Source organism: Acinetobacter lwoffii (genome assembly GCF_024129855.1).
Classification (GTDB): Bacteria; Pseudomonadota; Gammaproteobacteria; order Pseudomonadales; family Moraxellaceae; genus Acinetobacter; species Acinetobacter lwoffii_L.
The window spans coordinates 1-19,498 of sequence record NZ_JAMXXC010000029.1 but is presented as its reverse complement, the minus strand read 5'-3'; the positions used below and the strand labels follow the sequence as shown (position 1 = coordinate 19,498).

13 protein-coding genes and 1 pseudogene are annotated in these 19,498 nt (G+C 43.9%); 7 read left to right on the top strand and 7 right to left on the bottom strand.

All coding sequences use genetic code 11. The annotated features are described in order from the left end of the window. Nucleotides 1–66 precede the first annotated feature (66 nt). The 3 genes and pseudogenes from NI465_RS14620 to NI465_RS14610 all read right to left on the bottom strand — a co-directional run bounded on the left by NI465_RS14620 (nt 67) and on the right by NI465_RS14610 (nt 3,538). A complete protein-coding gene (locus tag NI465_RS14620) occupies nt 67–1,074 on the bottom strand; it encodes a putative solute-binding protein (RefSeq protein WP_253145810.1) in 1,008 nt (335 codons plus the stop codon). A gap of 194 nt (nt 1,075–1,268) precedes the next feature. Beyond that, complete coding sequence (locus tag NI465_RS14615) at nt 1,269–2,279, bottom strand: putative solute-binding protein (protein WP_253145801.1); 1,011 nt, start codon at nt 2,277–2,279, stop codon at nt 1,269–1,271. 254 nt (nt 2,280–2,533) lie between these two features. Then, a pseudogene (locus NI465_RS14610) lies at nt 2,534–3,538 on the bottom strand (putative solute-binding protein). Between the two features lie 217 nt (nt 3,539–3,755). Here NI465_RS14610 and NI465_RS14605 point away from each other — a divergent pair. Both NI465_RS14605 and NI465_RS14600 read left to right on the top strand, forming a co-directional pair. Next, nucleotides 3,756–5,687 (top strand): ATP-binding cassette domain-containing protein, encoded by a 1,932-nt coding sequence (locus NI465_RS14605; protein WP_004281940.1) that lies wholly within the window; start codon nt 3,756–3,758, stop codon nt 5,685–5,687. Between the two features lie 341 nt (nt 5,688–6,028). Beyond that, nucleotides 6,029–7,192, top strand: a complete 1,164-nt coding sequence (locus NI465_RS14600; RefSeq protein ID WP_195725355.1) for a zinc-dependent alcohol dehydrogenase — start codon at nt 6,029–6,031, stop codon at nt 7,190–7,192. A 1,144-nt stretch (nt 7,193–8,336) separates the two neighbouring features. Here NI465_RS14600 and gyrB read toward each other — a convergent pair. The 4 genes from gyrB to dnaA form a co-directional block, all read right to left on the bottom strand. Beyond that, nucleotides 8,337–10,808 carry a DNA topoisomerase (ATP-hydrolyzing) subunit B gene (gene gyrB, locus NI465_RS14595; RefSeq protein WP_253145800.1) on the bottom strand — a complete coding sequence of 824 codons (2,472 nt, stop codon included), beginning with the start codon at nt 10,806–10,808 and terminating at the stop codon, nt 8,337–8,339. A gap of 56 nt (nt 10,809–10,864) precedes the next feature. After that, a complete protein-coding gene (gene recF, locus NI465_RS14590) occupies nt 10,865–11,944 on the bottom strand; it encodes a DNA replication/repair protein RecF (protein WP_114541696.1) in 1,080 nt (359 codons plus the stop codon). A gap of 28 nt (nt 11,945–11,972) precedes the next feature. Further along, the gene (dnaN, locus tag NI465_RS14585) at nt 11,973–13,121 is read right to left on the bottom strand and encodes a DNA polymerase III subunit beta (RefSeq protein ID WP_005252973.1); all 1,149 of its coding nucleotides are present in this window, start codon (nt 13,119–13,121) and stop codon (nt 11,973–11,975) included. A gap of 108 nt (nt 13,122–13,229) precedes the next feature. Then, nucleotides 13,230–14,606 (bottom strand): chromosomal replication initiator protein DnaA, encoded by a 1,377-nt coding sequence (dnaA, locus tag NI465_RS14580; protein ID WP_004281934.1) that lies wholly within the window; start codon nt 14,604–14,606, stop codon nt 13,230–13,232. Between the two features lie 660 nt (nt 14,607–15,266). On the opposite strand from dnaA, the gene rpmH reads away from it, so the two are divergent. The 5 genes from rpmH to mnmE all read left to right on the top strand — a co-directional run bounded on the left by rpmH (nt 15,267) and on the right by mnmE (nt 19,373). After that, nucleotides 15,267–15,401, top strand: coding sequence for a 50S ribosomal protein L34 (rpmH, locus tag NI465_RS14575; RefSeq protein WP_000831329.1), 135 nt, complete (start codon nt 15,267–15,269; stop codon nt 15,399–15,401). A 29-nt stretch (nt 15,402–15,430) separates the two neighbouring features. Continuing rightward, complete coding sequence (gene rnpA / locus NI465_RS14570; RefSeq protein WP_004281932.1) at nt 15,431–15,823, top strand: ribonuclease P protein component; 393 nt, start codon at nt 15,431–15,433, stop codon at nt 15,821–15,823. Between the two features lie 9 nt (nt 15,824–15,832). Next, nucleotides 15,833–16,153 carry a membrane protein insertion efficiency factor YidD gene (gene yidD, locus NI465_RS14565; protein WP_004281931.1) on the top strand — a complete coding sequence of 107 codons (321 nt, stop codon included), beginning with the start codon at nt 15,833–15,835 and terminating at the stop codon, nt 16,151–16,153. A gap of 5 nt (nt 16,154–16,158) precedes the next feature. Continuing rightward, on the top strand, nt 16,159–17,922 hold the full coding sequence (gene yidC, locus NI465_RS14560; protein WP_005264486.1) for a membrane protein insertase YidC: 1,764 nt from the start codon (nt 16,159–16,161) through the stop codon (nt 17,920–17,922). A gap of 92 nt (nt 17,923–18,014) precedes the next feature. Further along, nucleotides 18,015–19,373 (top strand): tRNA uridine-5-carboxymethylaminomethyl(34) synthesis GTPase MnmE, encoded by a 1,359-nt coding sequence (gene mnmE, locus NI465_RS14555; RefSeq protein ID WP_253145799.1) that lies wholly within the window; start codon nt 18,015–18,017, stop codon nt 19,371–19,373. Nucleotides 19,374–19,498: the final 125 nt, after the last annotated feature.

Genomic DNA, 19,498 nt, shown 5'->3' with positions numbered 1-19,498 from the left:
ATAGCACACTCAATATATGGTCAGTCTGCACAGATTAAAAGTCAAATCAGAGTAATTTTATCAGGATTATTTGTAGTTCTCATCCTGTAAGGCACATTCAAAGTTTTTCGGGTTCTGTTTGCAGCGGAATTGCCATAACAATTTCATCATACGTTTGTCATAAACACCGCGTTTGGTCAGGTCAATTCGGGAATTCCGCATCATTTTCTGGTAACCCGGTTTGTCTGCAGCAGGAATGTCCATCCAGTATTTTGCTGGAATGTCCGCTTTCATTTTCCCCAAAATGCCAAAGGCACGTGGTAACTGACTTCTCACCCATTCACGTGATTTTTGTCCATAACCTGCCGGAAATTTATCTGGACGGATAATGATATTACCAGTGACCTGCAACACCGGATAATTCACAATCGCGCCTTTGCTACCCAGACCTTTATGTAATTCCAGCGGTTTAAATACTGCTGCTGGTGCACCAATAATATCCACCTGGCCATTGTTAAACTTGGCACCAAAATTGGTGACATCGGCACTCACCGCTTGTGCACCGATCTGCTGAACCATGATTTTTTGTGCTTCATCATAATCAAGTACGGCAATTTTTTTACCGGCTGCTTTGGCAACGGTATTAATACTGCGGTCGTTCACTAACAGAAAAGCATCACCTACAGGAATGACACCGACCACTTCATATTTGCCTTGCAGCATATGTTTGGCAAAAGTTGGACTGGCCAGTCCCTGCATCACTTTAACCGCCAGATTCAGATCTGGAATTGCACCAATGGCATCGAGTGAACCAGTAAAATTATTAAATTGACGGCCACGCATACCGGTAACACTGATCCCATCACATTTCCCGGCTTTAAAATCTTCTGCAACCACCGCTTCATTGGTATTGACCCGCAGTTCGACATCTGCACCCCAGTTTTTGGCTGCCAACTGATAGTCTTTCATCACACTATAGACATCACCGTTTTTACCGACCAGATCAAATACGCAAATCACCTGTTTGGCTTGCGCCAGACCTGAAACAGCCAGTGTCGCCGTAGCCAATGCCAGTGCTTTCCATCTTCTATGCATCATCCTCATTTCCTTATCGCTTGTTTTTGTTATTGCACTTTTAGTCACATGTGATTGTTTTTTATATAAAACATTCGAATTTAATAGTTAGCTCAAGCTTAAGCTATTTTATTCGCTGCACAATGGCAGATCTGACCTGGTTCAGCCATAAAAAAAGCCTAGATCAATCTAAGCTTTTTTCTTTAAAAATCAGATTATTCGCCAGCAATTGAACATTCAAAGTTGGCCTTATCGACAGAACAGCGTGCACGTTTTAAGACCGACATCATGCTGGCATCATAGATTCCGCGTTTGGTCATGTCCATCCGGCCATCACGTAACATTTTCTGATACTTAGTTTTATCTTCAGCGCTCAGATTCATTTTATATTTCGACGGAATACCCGCTTCCAGACGGCTGATCATCCCCATGCTCTTTGGCAGGTTTTTGATAAACCAGTCACGCGATTTCTGTCCAAAACCGGCGGGGAACTTTTCCGGACGAATCACAAAATCAGAAGTCACATGCAGCACTGGGAAATTAAACATTGCGCCGTTACTACCCAGACCTTTATAGATTTCTAATGGCTTGTAGGCATAAGCAGGCGCACCGACCATATCCACCTGACCATTATTAAATTTGGCGACAAAGTTGGAAACATCGGAGATCACTGCCTGCGCACCGACGCGCTGAACCATGATTTTCTGGGCATCGTCATAGCCGAGTACGGCGAATTTTTTCCCTGCGGCTTTTTCAATCGAATTGATATTCTTGTCACGAACGAAAATAAATGCTGAACCCAACGGTGAAATACCGGCAATTTCGTATTTTTTGCCGCCCATATTACTGACCATTTTCGCTGCATTACGTTTGTCCAGAGCAAAACTGATCGCGCGCTGGGCAATGGCATTACTTGGTGCACCGCCCAGTGCATCAATAGAACCGGCAAATTTATTGTATTGACGGGCACGCATGGCGGTCATAAATACACCATCACATTTACCTGCCTTAAAATCATTATCGGCAACCGCTTCATCCTGACGGGCAATCAGATTGATTTCTGCGCCCCAGCCTTTTGCAGCCAGTGCCCATTCTTGCGCCATCTGGAAAGACTCACCGGATTTACCCAGTAAGTCAAACACACAGATATCGACTTTTTCTGCATGCGCCGCACTTGCAAAACCAAATGCAGAGAATGCAGCCAATGATAAGAGTGTTTTTTTCATTGTAGTTATCCTTTGAAATCTTGTTATTCGCTGAGTGTCCGTACACGGGACAAATATTAAGCAAGTTTAATTAAAAAAAATAGAGCATTTACTCCATTTAAAACCGGCATTTTGGCCTATAAAGATAAATCAGAATTATTTGCATAGATTATTTTTAAATATATATTTAAATATCAATATTTTAATATTTAAAACTACTTTCTTATAATTACATTTACCCAGATATAGTTACAAAGATATACATGATTTCAGATTTATTCGCCACCAATCGAACATTCAAAATTGGTTCGTTCTACCGTACAACGCGCGCGTTTCAATACGTTCATCATGCTCTGATCATAAATCCCCTGCCGGGTTAAATCGATCCGCCCCTCACGCAGAATCTTTTGATAGGCCACGCGATCTTCACGGCTTAGATTCAGAATATATTTGCTTGGAATCTCAGCTTCCATGCGCTTGACCATCGCAAAGCTGCGCGGTAACTGTTTCACAAACCAGTTTCGGGATTGCGTGGCAAAGCTTGCCGGAAACTTTTCCTGACGAATAATCAGATCAGCAGTGACATTAATCACCGGAAAATTAATCATTGCGCCTTGACGGCCTAGTCCTTTCTGTAATTCCAGCGGTTTAAATGCATAAGCCGGTGCAGCGACAATATCCACTTCGCCCTGATTAAACTTGCGAATAAAATTGGAAATTTCCGACATGACCGGTACTGCTTCAATCCGGTCGACCATGATTTTTTGCGCATAGTCATAATGCAGCACGGCAAATTTCTTGCCTTTGACCTGTTCCAGTTTATTTAGAGTACGATCACGAACAAAAATATAGGCTGGGCCAATCTGACCAATACCCGCCACTTCGAATTTTTCTTTGCCAATCTGGGTGATCAGGCGTTTGCTATTGCGTTTATCCAGTACATAGCTGATGGCTTTCATGGCAATGTCATTATTCGGCACGCCGCCAATTGCATCAATCGATCCAGCAAATTTGTTATAAGCCCGGGCACGCATTGAGGTCATATAGAAGGCATCACATTTTCCGGCTTTGACGTCCTGATCGACCTTGGCTTCATCCTGATAGGCGCTTAGCTGAATTTCGGCACCCCAGCCTTTTGCTGCCAGCGCTCATTCCTCCAGCAGCTTGTAAGACTCACCAGATTTCCCCAGCAAATCAAAGACACAGACATTCACTCTGGCTTGAGTTGAAGTCGACACCAAAAGACCCAGTGCCGATAAAATTAAACATCCCTTTTTCATTTTTATTTGACTCTATAGTATTTTTTGCTCGATCAGCCTGAACTATAAACCACTGTTTATGCATAAAATAGAGCTTTTACTCAACTTATGCGTCCATCCTAGATCAATTGACAGAGGTGAAAAGCACACTCATTTCAGCAAAAACGGTAAGATTTTTCATTTTCACAGGGCTTTCCTTTAGAATAGGCGCATCTTATTTCTTAGCTTTGATTTCTCAATGATTCAGTTAGACCAGTTATCTATACGTCGCGGTGGACGTGTTTTATTTCAAAAAGCGTCGATGCAGTTACACCCAGGATGGAAAATTGGCCTAACCGGTGTCAATGGTGCTGGAAAATCTACCCTGTTTTCAGCCTTGCTGGGCGGCATGGAATCGGACACCGGTTCACTGACCCGACCTGCGGTATGGACCGTGGCGCATATGGCTCAGGAAATCAAGGCACTGAATATGAAAGCGATTGATTTCGTATTGTCGGGCGATGAAGAATACTGGGATATTCAGCAGAAACTCGATCAGCCGGATCAACTGGATGATGCAGAACTGGCCCATTTATATGGCCGTTTTGATGAAATTTCAGGTTATTCTGCTCCTGCCAAAGCTTCACAACTGATGGCTGGTCTGGGCTTCTTTGAACATCAATCACAGCTGGATGTTTCAAGTTTTTCCGGTGGCTGGCGTATGCGTTTGAATCTGGCACGTACCCTGATGAGCCGATCAGACTTACTGCTCCTCGATGAACCAACCAACCATCTGGACTTGGACGCAATTCTCTGGCTCGAAGACTGGCTGAAAGCCTATGAAGGTACGCTGGTACTGATTTCGCATGACCGGGACTTCCTCGATGCGATTACCGATCACATTTTACATATCGAAAATCAGGAACTGATTTTATATACCGGTAACTATTCGACTTTTGAGCGCACCCGTAGTGAGCGTTTAGCGCAGCAGCAACAGGCGTATGAAAAGCAGCTGGAAACCCGCGCGCATCTGCAAAAATATATTGACCGTTTTAAAGCACAAGCGACCAAAGCCAAACAGGCACAGAGCCGGATCAAACAGCTGGAACGTATGCAGGAACTATCTGCAGCCCATGTCGATACGCCATTTACCTTCAGTTTCCGTGAACCGACCAAAATGAGTTCGCCGTTATTGCAACTGGAACATGCCGATATTGGTTATGGCGACAAGCTGATTGTCACCAATGTAAATTTACAGATCACGCCAAACAGCCGGATCGGTTTGCTTGGGATGAATGGTGCCGGTAAATCCACGCTGATTAAATCGCTGGTCGGTGACCTGAAACTGATTCAGGGTCTGCGGAAAGATTCAGAATTACTGAATATTGGTTATTTTGCCCAGCATCAAATGGATGCACTGGATGGTAATGCCAGCCCAATGTTACAGCTGGCACGTATCGCAGATAAAAAAATCAGTGAAGCCAGTCTACGCTCCTTCTTGGGTAGTTTCGGTTTTAGTGGCGAACGTATGGATACGCCAAGCGAAAGCTTCTCAGGCGGTGAACGTGCACGTTTGGCCCTAGCACTGATTGTTTGGCAGCGTCCGAATGTACTGATTCTGGATGAGCCGACCAACCATTTAGACCTGGATATGCGTCATGCACTGACTATGGCTTTACAAGATTTTCAGGGCGCGGTAGTTCTAGTTTCGCATGAACGTCAGCTCATCGCCAGCGTCTGTGATGAACTGCTACTGGTACATAATGGTCAATGCCGTGAGTTTGATGGTGATCTTACTGCCTATGCTGACTGGTTACGCCAAGCCCGTATTGAGATGATTAAAAATGGGCAAAAGCCAGCAGAACCGGTGAAATCCCAAGTCGAAGTCAAACCGACTATTTCCAAACTGGACAAGGAAGCACAACGTAAGGAAGCTGCTCGCCAGCGGGAACTAAGTCGTCCGATTCGCAAGAATATTGAAAAATGCGAAGCACAGATGGCCAAACTACAGCCGCGACTGATTGAAATTGAAAACCTGCTGGGTGACAGTGCTTTATACGAAGCATCACGTAAAAATGATTTGCTGAAACTGATGAATGAGCAAACCGAGCTAAAAGCCAAACTGGAAACAGCCGAAGAGCAAATGCTAGAACTGATGATGGAACTGGAAAGTCTGGAACAGACGTTCTAAAGCTCTTTTAGTAAGATTTAAGATAAGAGATGAATGACCAACGTTGTTCATCTCTTTTTTATTCACTATTTTTAATGTTTTCTCTTCCATTTTCCCCCCTGTATTTTTTCATCTACGTCTAGATGTTTCTTTAATTCTGTTCTTTTCTATTCATTCGACACATAAGGTCATGAATTACACAAACCCTATATAAGTTTATTTTTTAAACAGTTGGATGCCTTATTTCATACATTAATTTACAGCGCGCTGTTTCATCCTAAGGCTCTAATACAAGTGTTTTTTAATTTTTGGCAGCCTTGCTACGAGTCTGTTTAATGTTGAACTAGAGAGAGGAAATCCGCATGCGTGCTCTTACCTATCATGGTGCTCGGGATGTACGAGTTGAATCCGTTCCAGATCCAGTGATTCAGGAACCAGATGACGTTATTTTAAGGGTGACAGCCACCGCCATCTGTGGCTCAGATCTGCATTTATACCGGGGGAAAATTCCGGCCACTGAAGACGGTGATATTTTCGGCCATGAATTTATGGGAATTGTAGAAGAAGTCGGCCCAGAAGTAACCGAAGTCAAAAAAGGTGACCGGGTGATTATTCCCTTTGTGATTGCATGCGGTCACTGTTTTTTCTGTGAACATGAACTCATGGCTGCCTGTGAAAATACCAATACCGGTCGTGGTGCAATTCTCAACAAAAAACAGATCCCACCAGGGGCAGCTTTATTTGGCTTTAGCCATCTGTATGGTGGTATACCGGGTGGTCAGGCTGAATATGTACGGATCCCCAAAGGCAATGTCGGACCATTTAAGGTGCCGGGTTCCCTGCCTGATGAAAAAGTATTATTCCTGACCGATATTCTGCCAACTGCGTGGCAAGCAGTGAATAATGCCCAAGTCGGTCGAGGTTCCAGTGTGGCGATTTATGGTGCTGGCCCGGTCGGTCTGCTGGCTGCTGCCTGCGCGCGGATGCTCGGTGCCGAGCAGATATTTATGGTCGATCACCACCCTTACCGTTTGCGTTTCGCGCATCAAACCTATGGGGTAATTCCCGTCAATTTTGATGAAGTCGATGCCGCTGAATTTATCATTCAAAATACCACGGGTTATCGTGGAGTCGATGCCGTCATTGATGCGGTCGGTTTTGAAGCCAAAGGCAGCATGCTGGAAACCGTAATGACCAACCTGAAATTAGAAGGTTCGAGTGGTTCAGCGCTAAGACAATGTATTGCAGCGGTCCGTCGCGGCGGTGTGGTGAGTGTACCTGGAGTTTATGCCGGTCCAATTCACGGCTTCCTGTTTGGTGATGCCTTTGACAAAGGTTTAACCTTTAAAATGGGACAAACCCATGTGCATAACTACTTACCGCAGTTGCTAGAACATATTGAAAATGGAGATCTGTCTCCAGATCTGATTATTACCCATCGCATGAAACTGGAAGATGCTGTGGAAGGTTACCGTATTTTTGATAAAAAGGAAGAAGACTGCCGTAAAGTCATTTTAACACCATAAATATGATTAAAAAAAAGCGCCGTCAGGCGCTTTTTTATTTTTCATCGTCATTTTATCAATCCTCTTTTTCTTGTTCCTAATCAATATCATTTCAGCGATTCCCTCCCTCTTTTCTATCGAGTAATAAAAGAAGTGCCCGATTTTCAATAATGAAATCAAAAAATAAGCCATAAGAGAGAAAAAGAAAAAGTTAAGCGAAAATCGATAAAAGTATGATTCTGAAATAAAAATGAAAGTTCACTTGATTATTAAATCAATTATGTAGTTTAACTACACCTTTATTTTTAATTAAAAATATGTTCCACGCCAATGATTAGATAAACTACACCATATTTATAAGTATTTAATTTATAATAATTTTTTTATTTTAAAACCAATCCAAGGAATCGTCTGGTCATACTAGCGATATCTCGCCAAATCCCTTTTAAATTTAAAATGCCATTTTAAATTTAAAAACACTTACCCACAAGACAAGAGAGTTTAAATTTGAATTTAAAATGAAGAATTAATACATGGATTAAAGTTTGTGGAAAAATATTATCTTATTCACATAAAAATTATGGATAACTTCAGAGTTATCCACATATTTGATCAGGATTACTACACACTTAAAGCAATATCACTCACGTATTCTTTAATTTATTACACCAAATTTTTTATAAGTGATTGAGAACTTAGTTTTTCTACATGGGGGAGTATTTATTATTTTCAGCCAAATCCAAACTGAATATTTGATCAGTTTTATTGCATTTATATTCCTCTAATGCCACTTTGACCTATGCAGTTTTCACCCAGCATTCTGGACTGCATATATACTCTTCATCGTATAAAGAGCGTCCTTCTACCTCTCTTTCCTGTTCAAATATTATTCTTCAAAGAATCAATCCTGATTGTCGTTATAACGACAGATTCACTCCATATTTCAGGTATTCTCCTGAGCTGATGATGTATACATAAACCCTTCCTTAGAGTCGATCCAGCTTATTCAACTTGGCTTTTAAAAACTAAAATGAACCTGTTCTATATCCAAAAATCTGTCCAAAATTACTTTATTTTGCCTAGCTCACAGGATATGAGTAAAAAAATTGGTCTAAAAAAAGCGCCTCGAAAGGCGCTTTTTTATATCTGATTTTATCCTGAAGGGTTATGCATCAATATCTGCATTCAAGGCATTTTCTTCAATGAAAGCACGACGTGGTTCTACGTCATCGCCCATCAAGCAAGAGAACATACGATCCGCTTCAATCGCATCGGTAACTGTCACTTGCAGCATGTTACGGTTGTCTGGATCCATGGTGGTTTCCCATAACTGTTCCGCATTCATCTCGCCCAGACCTTTATAGCGCTGGATCATCATGCCACGACGTGAGTCCTGCAAGATATGTTGCCAAACCTGATGGAAATTGCTGACCTGAATCTTGCGATCGCCTTTTTGCAAATATGCACCATCTTCAAGCAGACTAAACCAGCTCTTTGAATTCTTTAATAAACGTGCATATTCACTTGAACCTAACAGTACTGAGTCTAACAGGTAGCTATGTGGCAAATTATGTACATAGATCGTGATACGTGGCAACCAGCTTGCAGTTTTTTGACCATCTGCCAGTTCTTTTTCAAAACGCTCCAGGGTTAATTCTGGACGTAATGTTGGCTGAATGGCTTCAATCGCTGCACGCAGATTCTCACCCCATATTTCCACATAGGTTTTGTCTTCCAGCTGATCCAGCTTAAAACCTTCCAGTGAAAGTAGTGCATCAAGCAGACTCGCAGGATAACGCTGGGTCAAACGTGCCAAGCTCTTCTGGGAAGTCTGATAATCAGCAATCACATTCGCCAGTGCTTCACCACGAATCGCAGGCGCTTCTGCACTGATATGCAGTTCCAGCTCATCAATCGCATTCGAAATTAGGTAAGTTTCCAGTGCATCATTGTCCTTGATGTACTGTTCCTGCTTGCCTTTTTTCAGCTTGTACAGTGGTGGCTGGGCAATATAGATATGACCACGTTCCACAAGTTCTGGCATTTGACGGAAGAAGAAGGTCAACAGCAGCGTACGGATGTGTGAACCATCGACGTCAGCATCGGTCATGATGATGATTTTATGATAACGCAGTTTGTCCGGATTATATTCCTCACGACCAATACCACAGCCGAGTGCGGTAATCAGCGTACCAACTTCAGCAGAGGAAATCATGCGGTCAAAACGGGCACGTTCCACGTTCAGGATCTTACCTTTCAGCGGTAAAATCGCCTGCATTTTACGGTTACGACCTTGCTTGGCTGAACCACCTGCAGAATCACCCTCGACCAGGTACAGTTCAGACAAAGCTGGATCTTTTTCCTGACAATCGGCCAGTTTACCTGGAAGACCGGCAATATCCAGCGCACTCTTACGACGTGTCATTTCGCGTGCTTTACGCGCTGCATCACGCGCACGTGCTGCATCAATGATCTTGCCAGCAATCGCTTTGGCTGCTTGTGGATTTTCCAATAAATATTCAGAAAATGCCTTGTTCATGGCCTGTTCAACAGCAGTTTTTACTTCACTCGACACCAGTTTTTCTTTGGTCTGTGAAGAGAATTTTGGATCAGGCACCTTGACTGACACAATGGCAGTCAAGCCTTCACGTGCATCATCACCCGATACCGCAACTTTTTCCTTTTTCAGGATATTTTCGCTGTCCATGTAGTTATTTAAACCACGGGTCAACGCAGCGCGGAAGCCGGCCAAATGCGTACCACCATCCTTTTGCGGGATGTTATTGGTAAAGCAACGCACATTTTCCTGATAAGAATCATTCCACTGTAATGCAACTTCTACCGTAATGCCGTTGTCAGCCTGCGCAGCAGTAAAATGAAAAATATCATTCAGGTGAGTTTTGCCTTCGTTAATATATTTAACGAACTCAGACAGACCACCTTCATAATCAAAGACATGCTCAGCATTAATGCGTTCGTCACGCAGCACAATACGTACACCCGCGTTCAGGAACGACAGTTCACGCAAACGACGCGCCAAAATATCAACATTAAAAATGGTCTGACTGAACGTCTCGGCACTTGGCCAGAAACGGACACGAGTACCGGTTCTATCGGTATCGCCAACTACTTTTAATGGATATTGAGAATCGCCATGACGGTATTCTTGTTCATGAATTTTACCGGCACGGTGAATGGTCAATTCGAGTTTTTCAGACAGCGCATTCACCACTGAAACACCGACACCATGCAGACCGCCAGACACTTTATAACTGTTGTCGTCGAACTTACCACCGGCATGCAGAATGGTTAAAATCACCTCTGCTGCAGACACACCTTCTTCAGGGTGAATGTCAGTCGGAATACCACGACCATTATCAGAAACTGAAACCGATTCATCTTCATGGATCGTCACTATAATTTCATCACAGTGGCCTGCCAAGGCTTCATCAATCGAGTTGTCGACTACTTCAAACACCATGTGGTGCAGGCCTGTACCATCGTCTGTATCACCAATGTACATGCCCGGACGCTTACGGACTGCGTCTAAACCACGTAATACCTTGATGCTAGAGGAATCATAAGCCTTTTCAATGGTTTGTTCTGTTTGAGAAGCAGCTTGATCTTCTGAACTCATGGTTTCTCCCTAGTGAAAAATAGGTCTATCCAAAGATGGGTAAAACTCAAAAAATATTATTGCACAACTTGAACTGTACCGTTTTCAACACTGAATAACTGATATGAGATAGACAAATCATGTAAGTGCTTTTGTACTGATTCATGGTCTAAGGTGGTAATAAAAACTTGACTACCAAGTTGGCTCAATCGCTCAATTAAACGTTGTTGTGCGGTTAAATCTAATTCTGCTGTCACATCATCTAATAATACCACAGTTTCCTTATTACAAGAATGTAGCATTGCGATTTGCGACAGTTTTAGTGCGATCATCAGCAGCTTTTTCTGCCCGCGCGACAGGATCACATCAGCATCCCCCATCGGGGTCTTTAAACGCAAATCTGCGCGATGTGGGCCATATTCGGTATAGCGTCGCTCACAGTCTTTTTCATGCTGGTTGGTCAGATCATTTAGCAGGCCGGTTTCACTATGAAAGCCCGGACTGTATTCCAGACTGACTTGCAATTCAGGTAATAACTGTTTCAGATCATCTTCAAAAAATGGCTTCCATTGTTCCACAATCCCGACACGTTGCGAGTGCAGGATTTCACCATATTCACTCAGCATCTGGTTCCACGGTTCCAGATCAGACAGACTGAGAAAGCGTTTGCTTTTGAGCAGACTATTTCGCTGTTTCAGCGCACGAGAATAATATTGCCAGGCATGATAAAACTCTGGTTCCACGTGGAACATTAACCAGTCGAGCAATTGACGTCGTGGTTTGGCACCATGATCGATGATATCGGTACTTTGTGGATCAATCAGTTGCAAGGGTAACAGTTTGGCCAGTTGTCCCTGAGTTGCCACTAGATCGCCATTGACCTTGATCAACTGTTCCCCGCTGGCCATTTTTTGCATGCCTATTTTTTCAGTCGCAGATTGTGCAAACACAATCGCATCCTGTGCGCCATGCTGGATATAATTTTTGGGAATATGGGTACGGAAAGAACGACCAGCAGCAAGTAAATGAATCGCCTCTAAAATCGAGGTTTTACCTGAACCATTTTGGCCATAAAAAACATTAAACGGCTGCAATCCGTGGAGAGCAACCGTCTTTAAATTCCGCACACGCTCAATATGTAAACGCGTAATATGCATGTCTTATATAAATATCAAGAGCCGCGGCTTAAACACGCATCGGCATGACGACATAGGTTTGATCCGTATGCGCCGGGTCTTGTACCAAGACAGACTGATTCGCTTCAGTCATGGTCATTGACACATCATCGCCATCAAGCACACCGAGTACTTCAATCAGATACTGCGCATTAAATGACATTTCTAGCGGTGAATCAGCATATTGAATCGCCAGATCTTCAATCGCTTCATCCTGCTCCGGGTTATTGGCGCGAAGTTGCAAAGAATCGGCATTAAAGTTTAGAAACACACCACGCAGCTTTTCATTACTTAAAATCGCCACACGTTGCAAAGACTGCTTGAACACGTCATGTGCGATCATCACCACTTTGTCGCCACCACGTGGAATCACACGGCGATAATCCGGGAACTTACCATCAATCAGCTTGGTGGTGAAACGCACGGTAATATCCGCCTGTTCCTTGTCACGGCTTGGCATATTGATGGTCACATTGAGCAGTTCACGACCGATCAATAGAGATAATTGCTCATCTTCAACGCTGAGCAGGCGCTGTAATTCTGCAACGGCCTTACGTGGCACAATCGCCTGAATCGGCTGTGTTGCAGTAGATTGTGCCGCTGTTTCACATAGTGCTAGGCGGTGGCCATCAGTGGTCACAGCACGTAGCTGATTGGTATCAATTTCCAGCAAAGTACCGGTTAGGTAAAAACGTACATCCTGAACCGCCATGGCAAAAGCAGTTTTTTCAAATAGACGTTTTAGCTCACGCTGTGTCACCGTCACTTGCGTGCCTTGGGTGTTTTCAGTGTTCAGTAATGGATAATCATCAGCAGGCAATGTCCCCAATACAAAACGGCTGTTGCCCGATTTAAGGATACAGCGCTGATCTTCAGTAATATGTAAATCCACCAATGCCGCTGAAGGAAGTGACTTACAGATATCAATCAGCTTACGTGCAGGAACTGTGGTCTCACCTTCCTGCAAACATGCACCTTCAGCCAGTGCTGTACTCGCCACCAGTTCGACTTCCAGGTCGGAACCGGTAACGGTCAATGCTTGCGCAGTCACCTGAATTTTCAGGTTAGACAGGATATTCAAGGTATGGCGACGTTCAACCGCTCCTACGACATGTGAGAGAACATTCAGTAAGCTTTCTTTCGCGATTTTTAAACGCACGGTGCATTCCTCTAAAGCTGAAGATTAATATAGAAAAAGTGATTTTTTGACGGTTTACTATGCGGCAAAAGTAGCCGCATAGCAAGAATAGAATTTGAGCGATTTAGGTCAACTTTGCAACAGACGTTGCAGGTTTTTATAGTCTTCATTAAAGATCGGATCTTCTTCCCGCAGACTCTGTACTTTCTCGCAAGCATGCATCACGGTACTGTGATCACGACCGCCAAAAGCCATGCCAATTTCCGGAAAACTGTCGCCGGTTAATTCACGGGCCAGTCCCATCGCCAGCTGACGTGGACGGGCATAAATACGTGTCCGTTTTGGACCGACCAGTTCTTTCAGTGGAATACGGAAATACTCACTGACCACGCGCTGAATGTTTTCAGTACTGATGGTACGGGCACGAATTGCCAGCACATCTTTTAAAGATTCACGCACCACATCCAGATCAATTGGTGTGCCTTTAAAACGTGAAATCGCCACTACTTTGTTCAGCGCACCTTCAAGTTCACGCACGTTAGCCACCACCTGCTGGGCAATAAACAGCGCACAGTTACGTGGTAAATCGACTTGGTTGCTTTCGGCTTTTTTCAGCAGAATTTCAATTCGGGTTTCAATATCTGGTGGTTCGACTCCGACCGATAAGCCCCAGGAAAAACGTGAAACCAGACGTGGATCCAGTTCGGTTAGTTCTTTAGGATAACGATCCGAAGTCAAAATAATTTGCTTAGATTCATCCAGAAGTGCGTTAAAGGTGTAGAAAAACTCGACCAGGCTGGCTTCTTTACCGGCCAACAAGTGAATATCATCAACCAGTAATAAATCCAGAGAACGGCAATTTTTCTTAAACTCTTCAACTTTGCCCTGCTGTAACGAGCTGACAAAGTCCTGTACAAAACTTTCTGCGGTCATGTACATGACACGTGCATTCGGTTTGGCCTGTAACAGTGCATTGCCGACCGCCTGCATCAAGTGGGTTTTACCCAGACCGGTCGGACCATATAAAAATAACGGGTTGTGCTGTGAAGCACCCAGCTGAGTCAGCACCTTGCGACAGGTTTCTGCCGCCATCTGGTTAGATCGACCTTCCACAAACAGCGAGAAGGTAAACAATGGATTCAACTGACGTCTACGGCTATTTTTGCCGCTGTCTTCTTTTTCTTTCTTCGGTTTCGGCACCGGCATCGGTGTCGAGGTCAATGCCGCTGTCGTGGTCGCCGGTTGCTCACTGGCAGATAAAATTGCCCCTGGACGCGAATCGACCAAAATTTCGACCTTGCGTACCCGTCCTTCAGACAATTGCTCTGCCAGAATCGTGATCAGTTCCAGATGATGTTCTTGAATGTAACGCGTCCAGTAAGGATTAGGTGCATACAAACGCAAGCTGTCTTCCAGCTCTTCTGCAACCAATGGGCGAATCCACATTGTAAAGACATTTCCAGAGAGCTCTTGTCGCAGGCGATTTAAGCAATCCGTCCAAAGCATGTGAATCCCCTATTCATTCCATTGTTCATTCAAAAAAGATGACCGCGACCAAAAGCGGGTCGTCATTCTAACCAAGTTATCCACATCTGTCATGGCAATTTCCACAAAAACTGTGCAAAAAGAAATCACCACGCATAAATTTAACTTTAAAACCCAGTGTGGATAAGTTTATCCGCAAGCTGTGGATAAAATATATCACAAAGTTATCCACAAAGTATAAAATTAATAGAAACAGTTTTATCCACAATATAAGTTTATGTTTAATTAAATAAAAAGTGGCTTATCCATAGAAAAAGTGCTCCCTAATAGTAATAAATTTAAATTTATAAATTTGAATTTATTTATAAGATCACTGGTTTTTGTGGATAACTCAGAAAGCTTCAAATTTAAATTCAAAAACACAGGTTAAATTTAAAATCTGGATAACATGTGGATAACTTTGTTGATAGAGTTGTTTATAACTTATATATATTTATATAACAATAACTTAATTTGTGATTAACTTGAATTGAACTATTTTTTATTCAGTTCTCTGAAAAACCAAGGTCTTTATCTTTTTTGATCTTATTTGAAAAGAAAACCGCTTTTGCATTGACAGCTCAAGCAATGAGCACTAAAATCGCGGACCTTCATAGAAAGATCATTTTTTGGAGTTTCAATATGAAACGTACATTCCAACCGTCTGAATTAAAGCGTAAGCGTGTTCATGGTTTCCGTGCTCGTATGGCTACTAAAGCTGGTCGTCAAGTATTAGCTCGCCGTCGTGCAAAAGGTCGTCATAGCTTAACTGTTTAATCAGTTACGCTAAGACGATTTTGGGTGTTATGACAAAACTTTATAGTTTTGGCACAGAGTTGCGATTACGCTGTGCTGCCGATTATAAAGGTGTCTTTGATGGTGCGCTTTTTAAAGTGCATCAACCCCATTTCTTATTTCTTGCAAAACATTCCGAACTGCCAAATAGCCGTTTGGGTTTAGTTGTTGCCAAGAAGAAAGTGCGACGTGCACACGAAAGAAATCGAGTAAAACGACTTGCTCGCGAAAGTTTTCGCCTGCATCAACAGCAATTAGATGACTTAGACATTGTAATCATGCCGAAAATGGGTGTTGAAGCAGTGCCTAATGCAGAATTGCACCAGCAATTACAATTTGCCTGGCAGAAACTTAATCGTCTTGCCAAAAAGCATTCAAAAATAGCCCCCTCCCCACAAAAGTAGAGTTGGCCAATGGTACGTTTACTGCATTGGTTGATCCGTTTCTATCAGATTGCGATTAGTCCTCTTCTTGGACCGCGCTGTCGTTATATTCCAACTTGTTCTCAATATTCCTTGGAAGCAGTCCAGATGCATGGCGCTGGGCGTGGAGTGTGGCTGGCTACTAAACGTATTTGCCGTTGTCATCCGTGGGGGGGCTCGGGATATGATCCTGTTCCCTCAAAAGCGATTCGTTTTATTTCATTTCAGCAAATAGATTCTCAAACGCTTCACGTTGCTGTACCCTTTCGTGATCGTTTATTGAACCAAAATCACTCTCACCACTTGGGGTAATACATATGCAACAATGGGCCAGGATTGCAATTCTCGGAGCCATGTTTGTTGTCGCATATTTGCTAATTTTGGCGTGGCAAAAAGATTATGGAAATGCTGAAACAAAACCGCAGCAGGAAACTGCTGTTGTTTCACATGACGTATCTGCAGATTTGCCAAATGGTCAGACGGCTACAGTTGCCTCTGATCTGCCACAAGCAAATGTGCCAGCACAGCAAGCCACGGATGCCACAGCACCTGTAAGTCAGCAGCTTATTTCAGTACAAACTGACCTTTATCATCTTTGGATCAATCCGAAGGGTGGTGATATTGTTCGTATTGAATTACTCAATCATGACAAGAACAAAGACAGCGATGAGCCGTTCGTCATGCTGGAAAGCGATGCGAAACGTACTTATGTCGCCCAGTCTGGCCTGATCGGTCTGAATGGACCGGACAGCAGCCGTAACGGCCGTCCAATGTATGAGCTGGAAAAAACTGCTTATACCCTGGCAGATGCGAAAACAGTCAAATCCAAAGATGGTGAAAACCTGAAAGTATTGTCTGTACCGCTAGTGTTTAAAACCGCTGACGGGATCGAGATCATTAAGACCTTCAATTTCACTGAAGGTGAATATCCGGTCGTAGTGAACCACAAAGTGGTCAACCGCAGTGGCCAGACCTGGCAAGGTCAGATGTTCGGTCAGATCAAACGCGATAACTCGGAAGATCCAGGCAAATCTGATCAGGGGATCTTCACGCTGGGAACATTCCTCGGCGGTGCATGGGGTACCCCGGACGAGCAGTACAACAAGCTTAAATTCGACAACTTTGTTGAAGAAAAAGTCAGTACTGAAGCGACAGGTGGTTGGGTGGCAATGGTACAGCACTACTTTGTCAGTGCATGGGTTCCAGGTCAGCTGAAGTTGACTCAAGGCAATGGCGAAGCTTATAGCGCCAAGCTTGAATCACGTAAATCAACCGATAACATGAACATCATCGGTTTTACCTCACCGACATTCAATGTGCCTGCAGGTACAGTGGCTGAAATTGATGCGACTTTCTATTCAGGTCCAAAAATCCAGTCAGAACTGAAAGATTTGGCTGCGGGTTTAAACCAGACCGTTGATTATGGCTGGTTATGGCCAATCGCGAAATTACTGTTCGTGGGTCTTGAATTCTTCCATGGTCTGGTAGGTAACTGGGGCTGGGCAATTATTCTGTTGACCGTTCTGGTGAAACTGATCCTGTGGCCATTGTCGTCGAAGAGCTATCGCTCGATGGCGAAAATGCGGGTGATTGCGCCAGAAATGCAACGCATGAAAGAAGAGTTCGGTGAAGATCGCATGCGCTTCTCTCAAGAAATGATGGCATTATACAAACGTGAACAGGTCAATCCGCTTGCCGGCTGTTTACCACTGTTATTACAAATGCCGATTTTCCTGGCCTTGTACTGGGTATTGATGGAATCTGTGGAACTGCGTCATGCGCCATGGATGCTGTGGATTCAGGATTTGTCTTCAATGGATCCTTGGTTCATTCTGCCGTTGTTGATGGGCTTGACGATGTATATCCAACAGTCGTTAAATCCGCAGCCAACTGATCCAATGCAGGCGAAAGTCTTCAAGTTTATGCCGATCATCTTTACCGTATTCTTGTTGTTCTTCCCGGCAGGCTTGGTTCTGTACTGGATCGTCAACAACTTGATCACGATTCTGCAACAAACTTTGATTAACAAGTCTGTTGCCAAAGATCGCGCGAAACGTGATGAGGCTACTCCAGTCAACTAAGTTGTACGGATAGGCTGAATAAATCCGCTTAAGATGGTAATCTTAGGCGGATTTTTTTTGGCTGTACTTTTGAGTCTTTGCAGGTGAATTTTATGCTCAACCGAACCACAACTATTGCTGCGATTGCAACTCCACCAGGACGTGGCGGCGTTGGGGTGATTCGCCTGTCAGGTCCGAAATCCTATGAAATTGCCCAGAAACTGACGCAAAAAGAGCTGCCCAAAGCTCGTTTTGCCGGTTTCCGCCAGTTCTACGATGCAGCAGGTGAAGTCATGGATGAAGGACTGGTGATCTGTTTTCCGAATCCAAACTCATTTACCGGTGAAGATGTCGTAGAGCTGCAAGGCCATGGTGGTCCGGTGATTCAAAATGCTCTGCTTGGTCGTTTACTGGAGCTGGGCGCCACTGCGGCCAAAGCCGGTGAGTTCTCGATGCGTGCTTTTGAGAATGGCAAACTGGATCTAGTGCAGGCTGAAGCAATTGCCGACCTGATTGATGCAACTTCGCAAGCGGCTGCACGTTCTGCGGTACGTTCACTGCAAGGAGCGTTTTCGACCAAAGTTAATGCAGTTCTTGAGCAGCTGATTCACCTGCGTTTGCATGTGGAAGCCGCGATTGATTTTCCGGAAGAAGAAATTGATTTTCTGGCCGATGGCAAGATTTTAAATCTGTTAGATGGCGTATCCAGTGCAGTCACTCAAGTCCAGCAATCCGCACGTCAAGGTCAGTTGTTACGTGAAGGATTGCAAGTCGTAATTGCGGGTAAACCGAATGCTGGTAAATCTTCGTTGCTGAATGCATTGGCTGGAATTGAACGCGCGATTGTGACCGATATTGCCGGCACCACCCGTGATGTCCTGCATGAAAAGATTACTTTAAATGGTCTGCCGATCACCCTCACCGATACCGCAGGCTTGCGTGAAACTGGCGATATCGTGGAAAAAGAAGGGATCCGCCGCGCGATTAAAGAAATTGAACAGGCCGATTTATTACTCTTGGTCTATGACTTAAGCCAGGGCGAAGATCCGCTGCAACTCGCCCAAGAATATTTTGCCGAACATATCGAGCCAAAACGTTTGATGCTGATTGGCAATAAATGCGACCTGACCGGTGCTGAAGCCGTGATTGGCGATTTAAATGGTTTCCGGCATATTGCAGTCTCTGCCAAACAGGAAACCGGTGTTCAAGCGCTCATAGAGGCAATTACAGCGCATGCAGGCTTCCAGCCTGAGGAAGACACCTTTATCGCCCGTACCCGTCATTTAGACGCAATGAAGCGCACTCAGCTCTATCTGGCTGAAGCGCGTGAACAACTGGTGGTGTATAACGCCGGTGAACTGGTGGCAGAGTCCTTACGTCTGGCGCAAAATGCCTTGGGTGAGATCACTGGTGATTTCAGTGCAGATGATCTGCTGGGCAAAATCTTCGGTTCATTTTGTATTGGTAAATAGTTATTTAATCAACATAAAAAAAGCCCTCAACTGAGTAATGCCAGTCAGTTAAGAAATTGACTGGCATTTTCTTGGATATTTTTGTGCTTTAATTTTCACTACTCGCGGACATTGCCTTTGCCTTT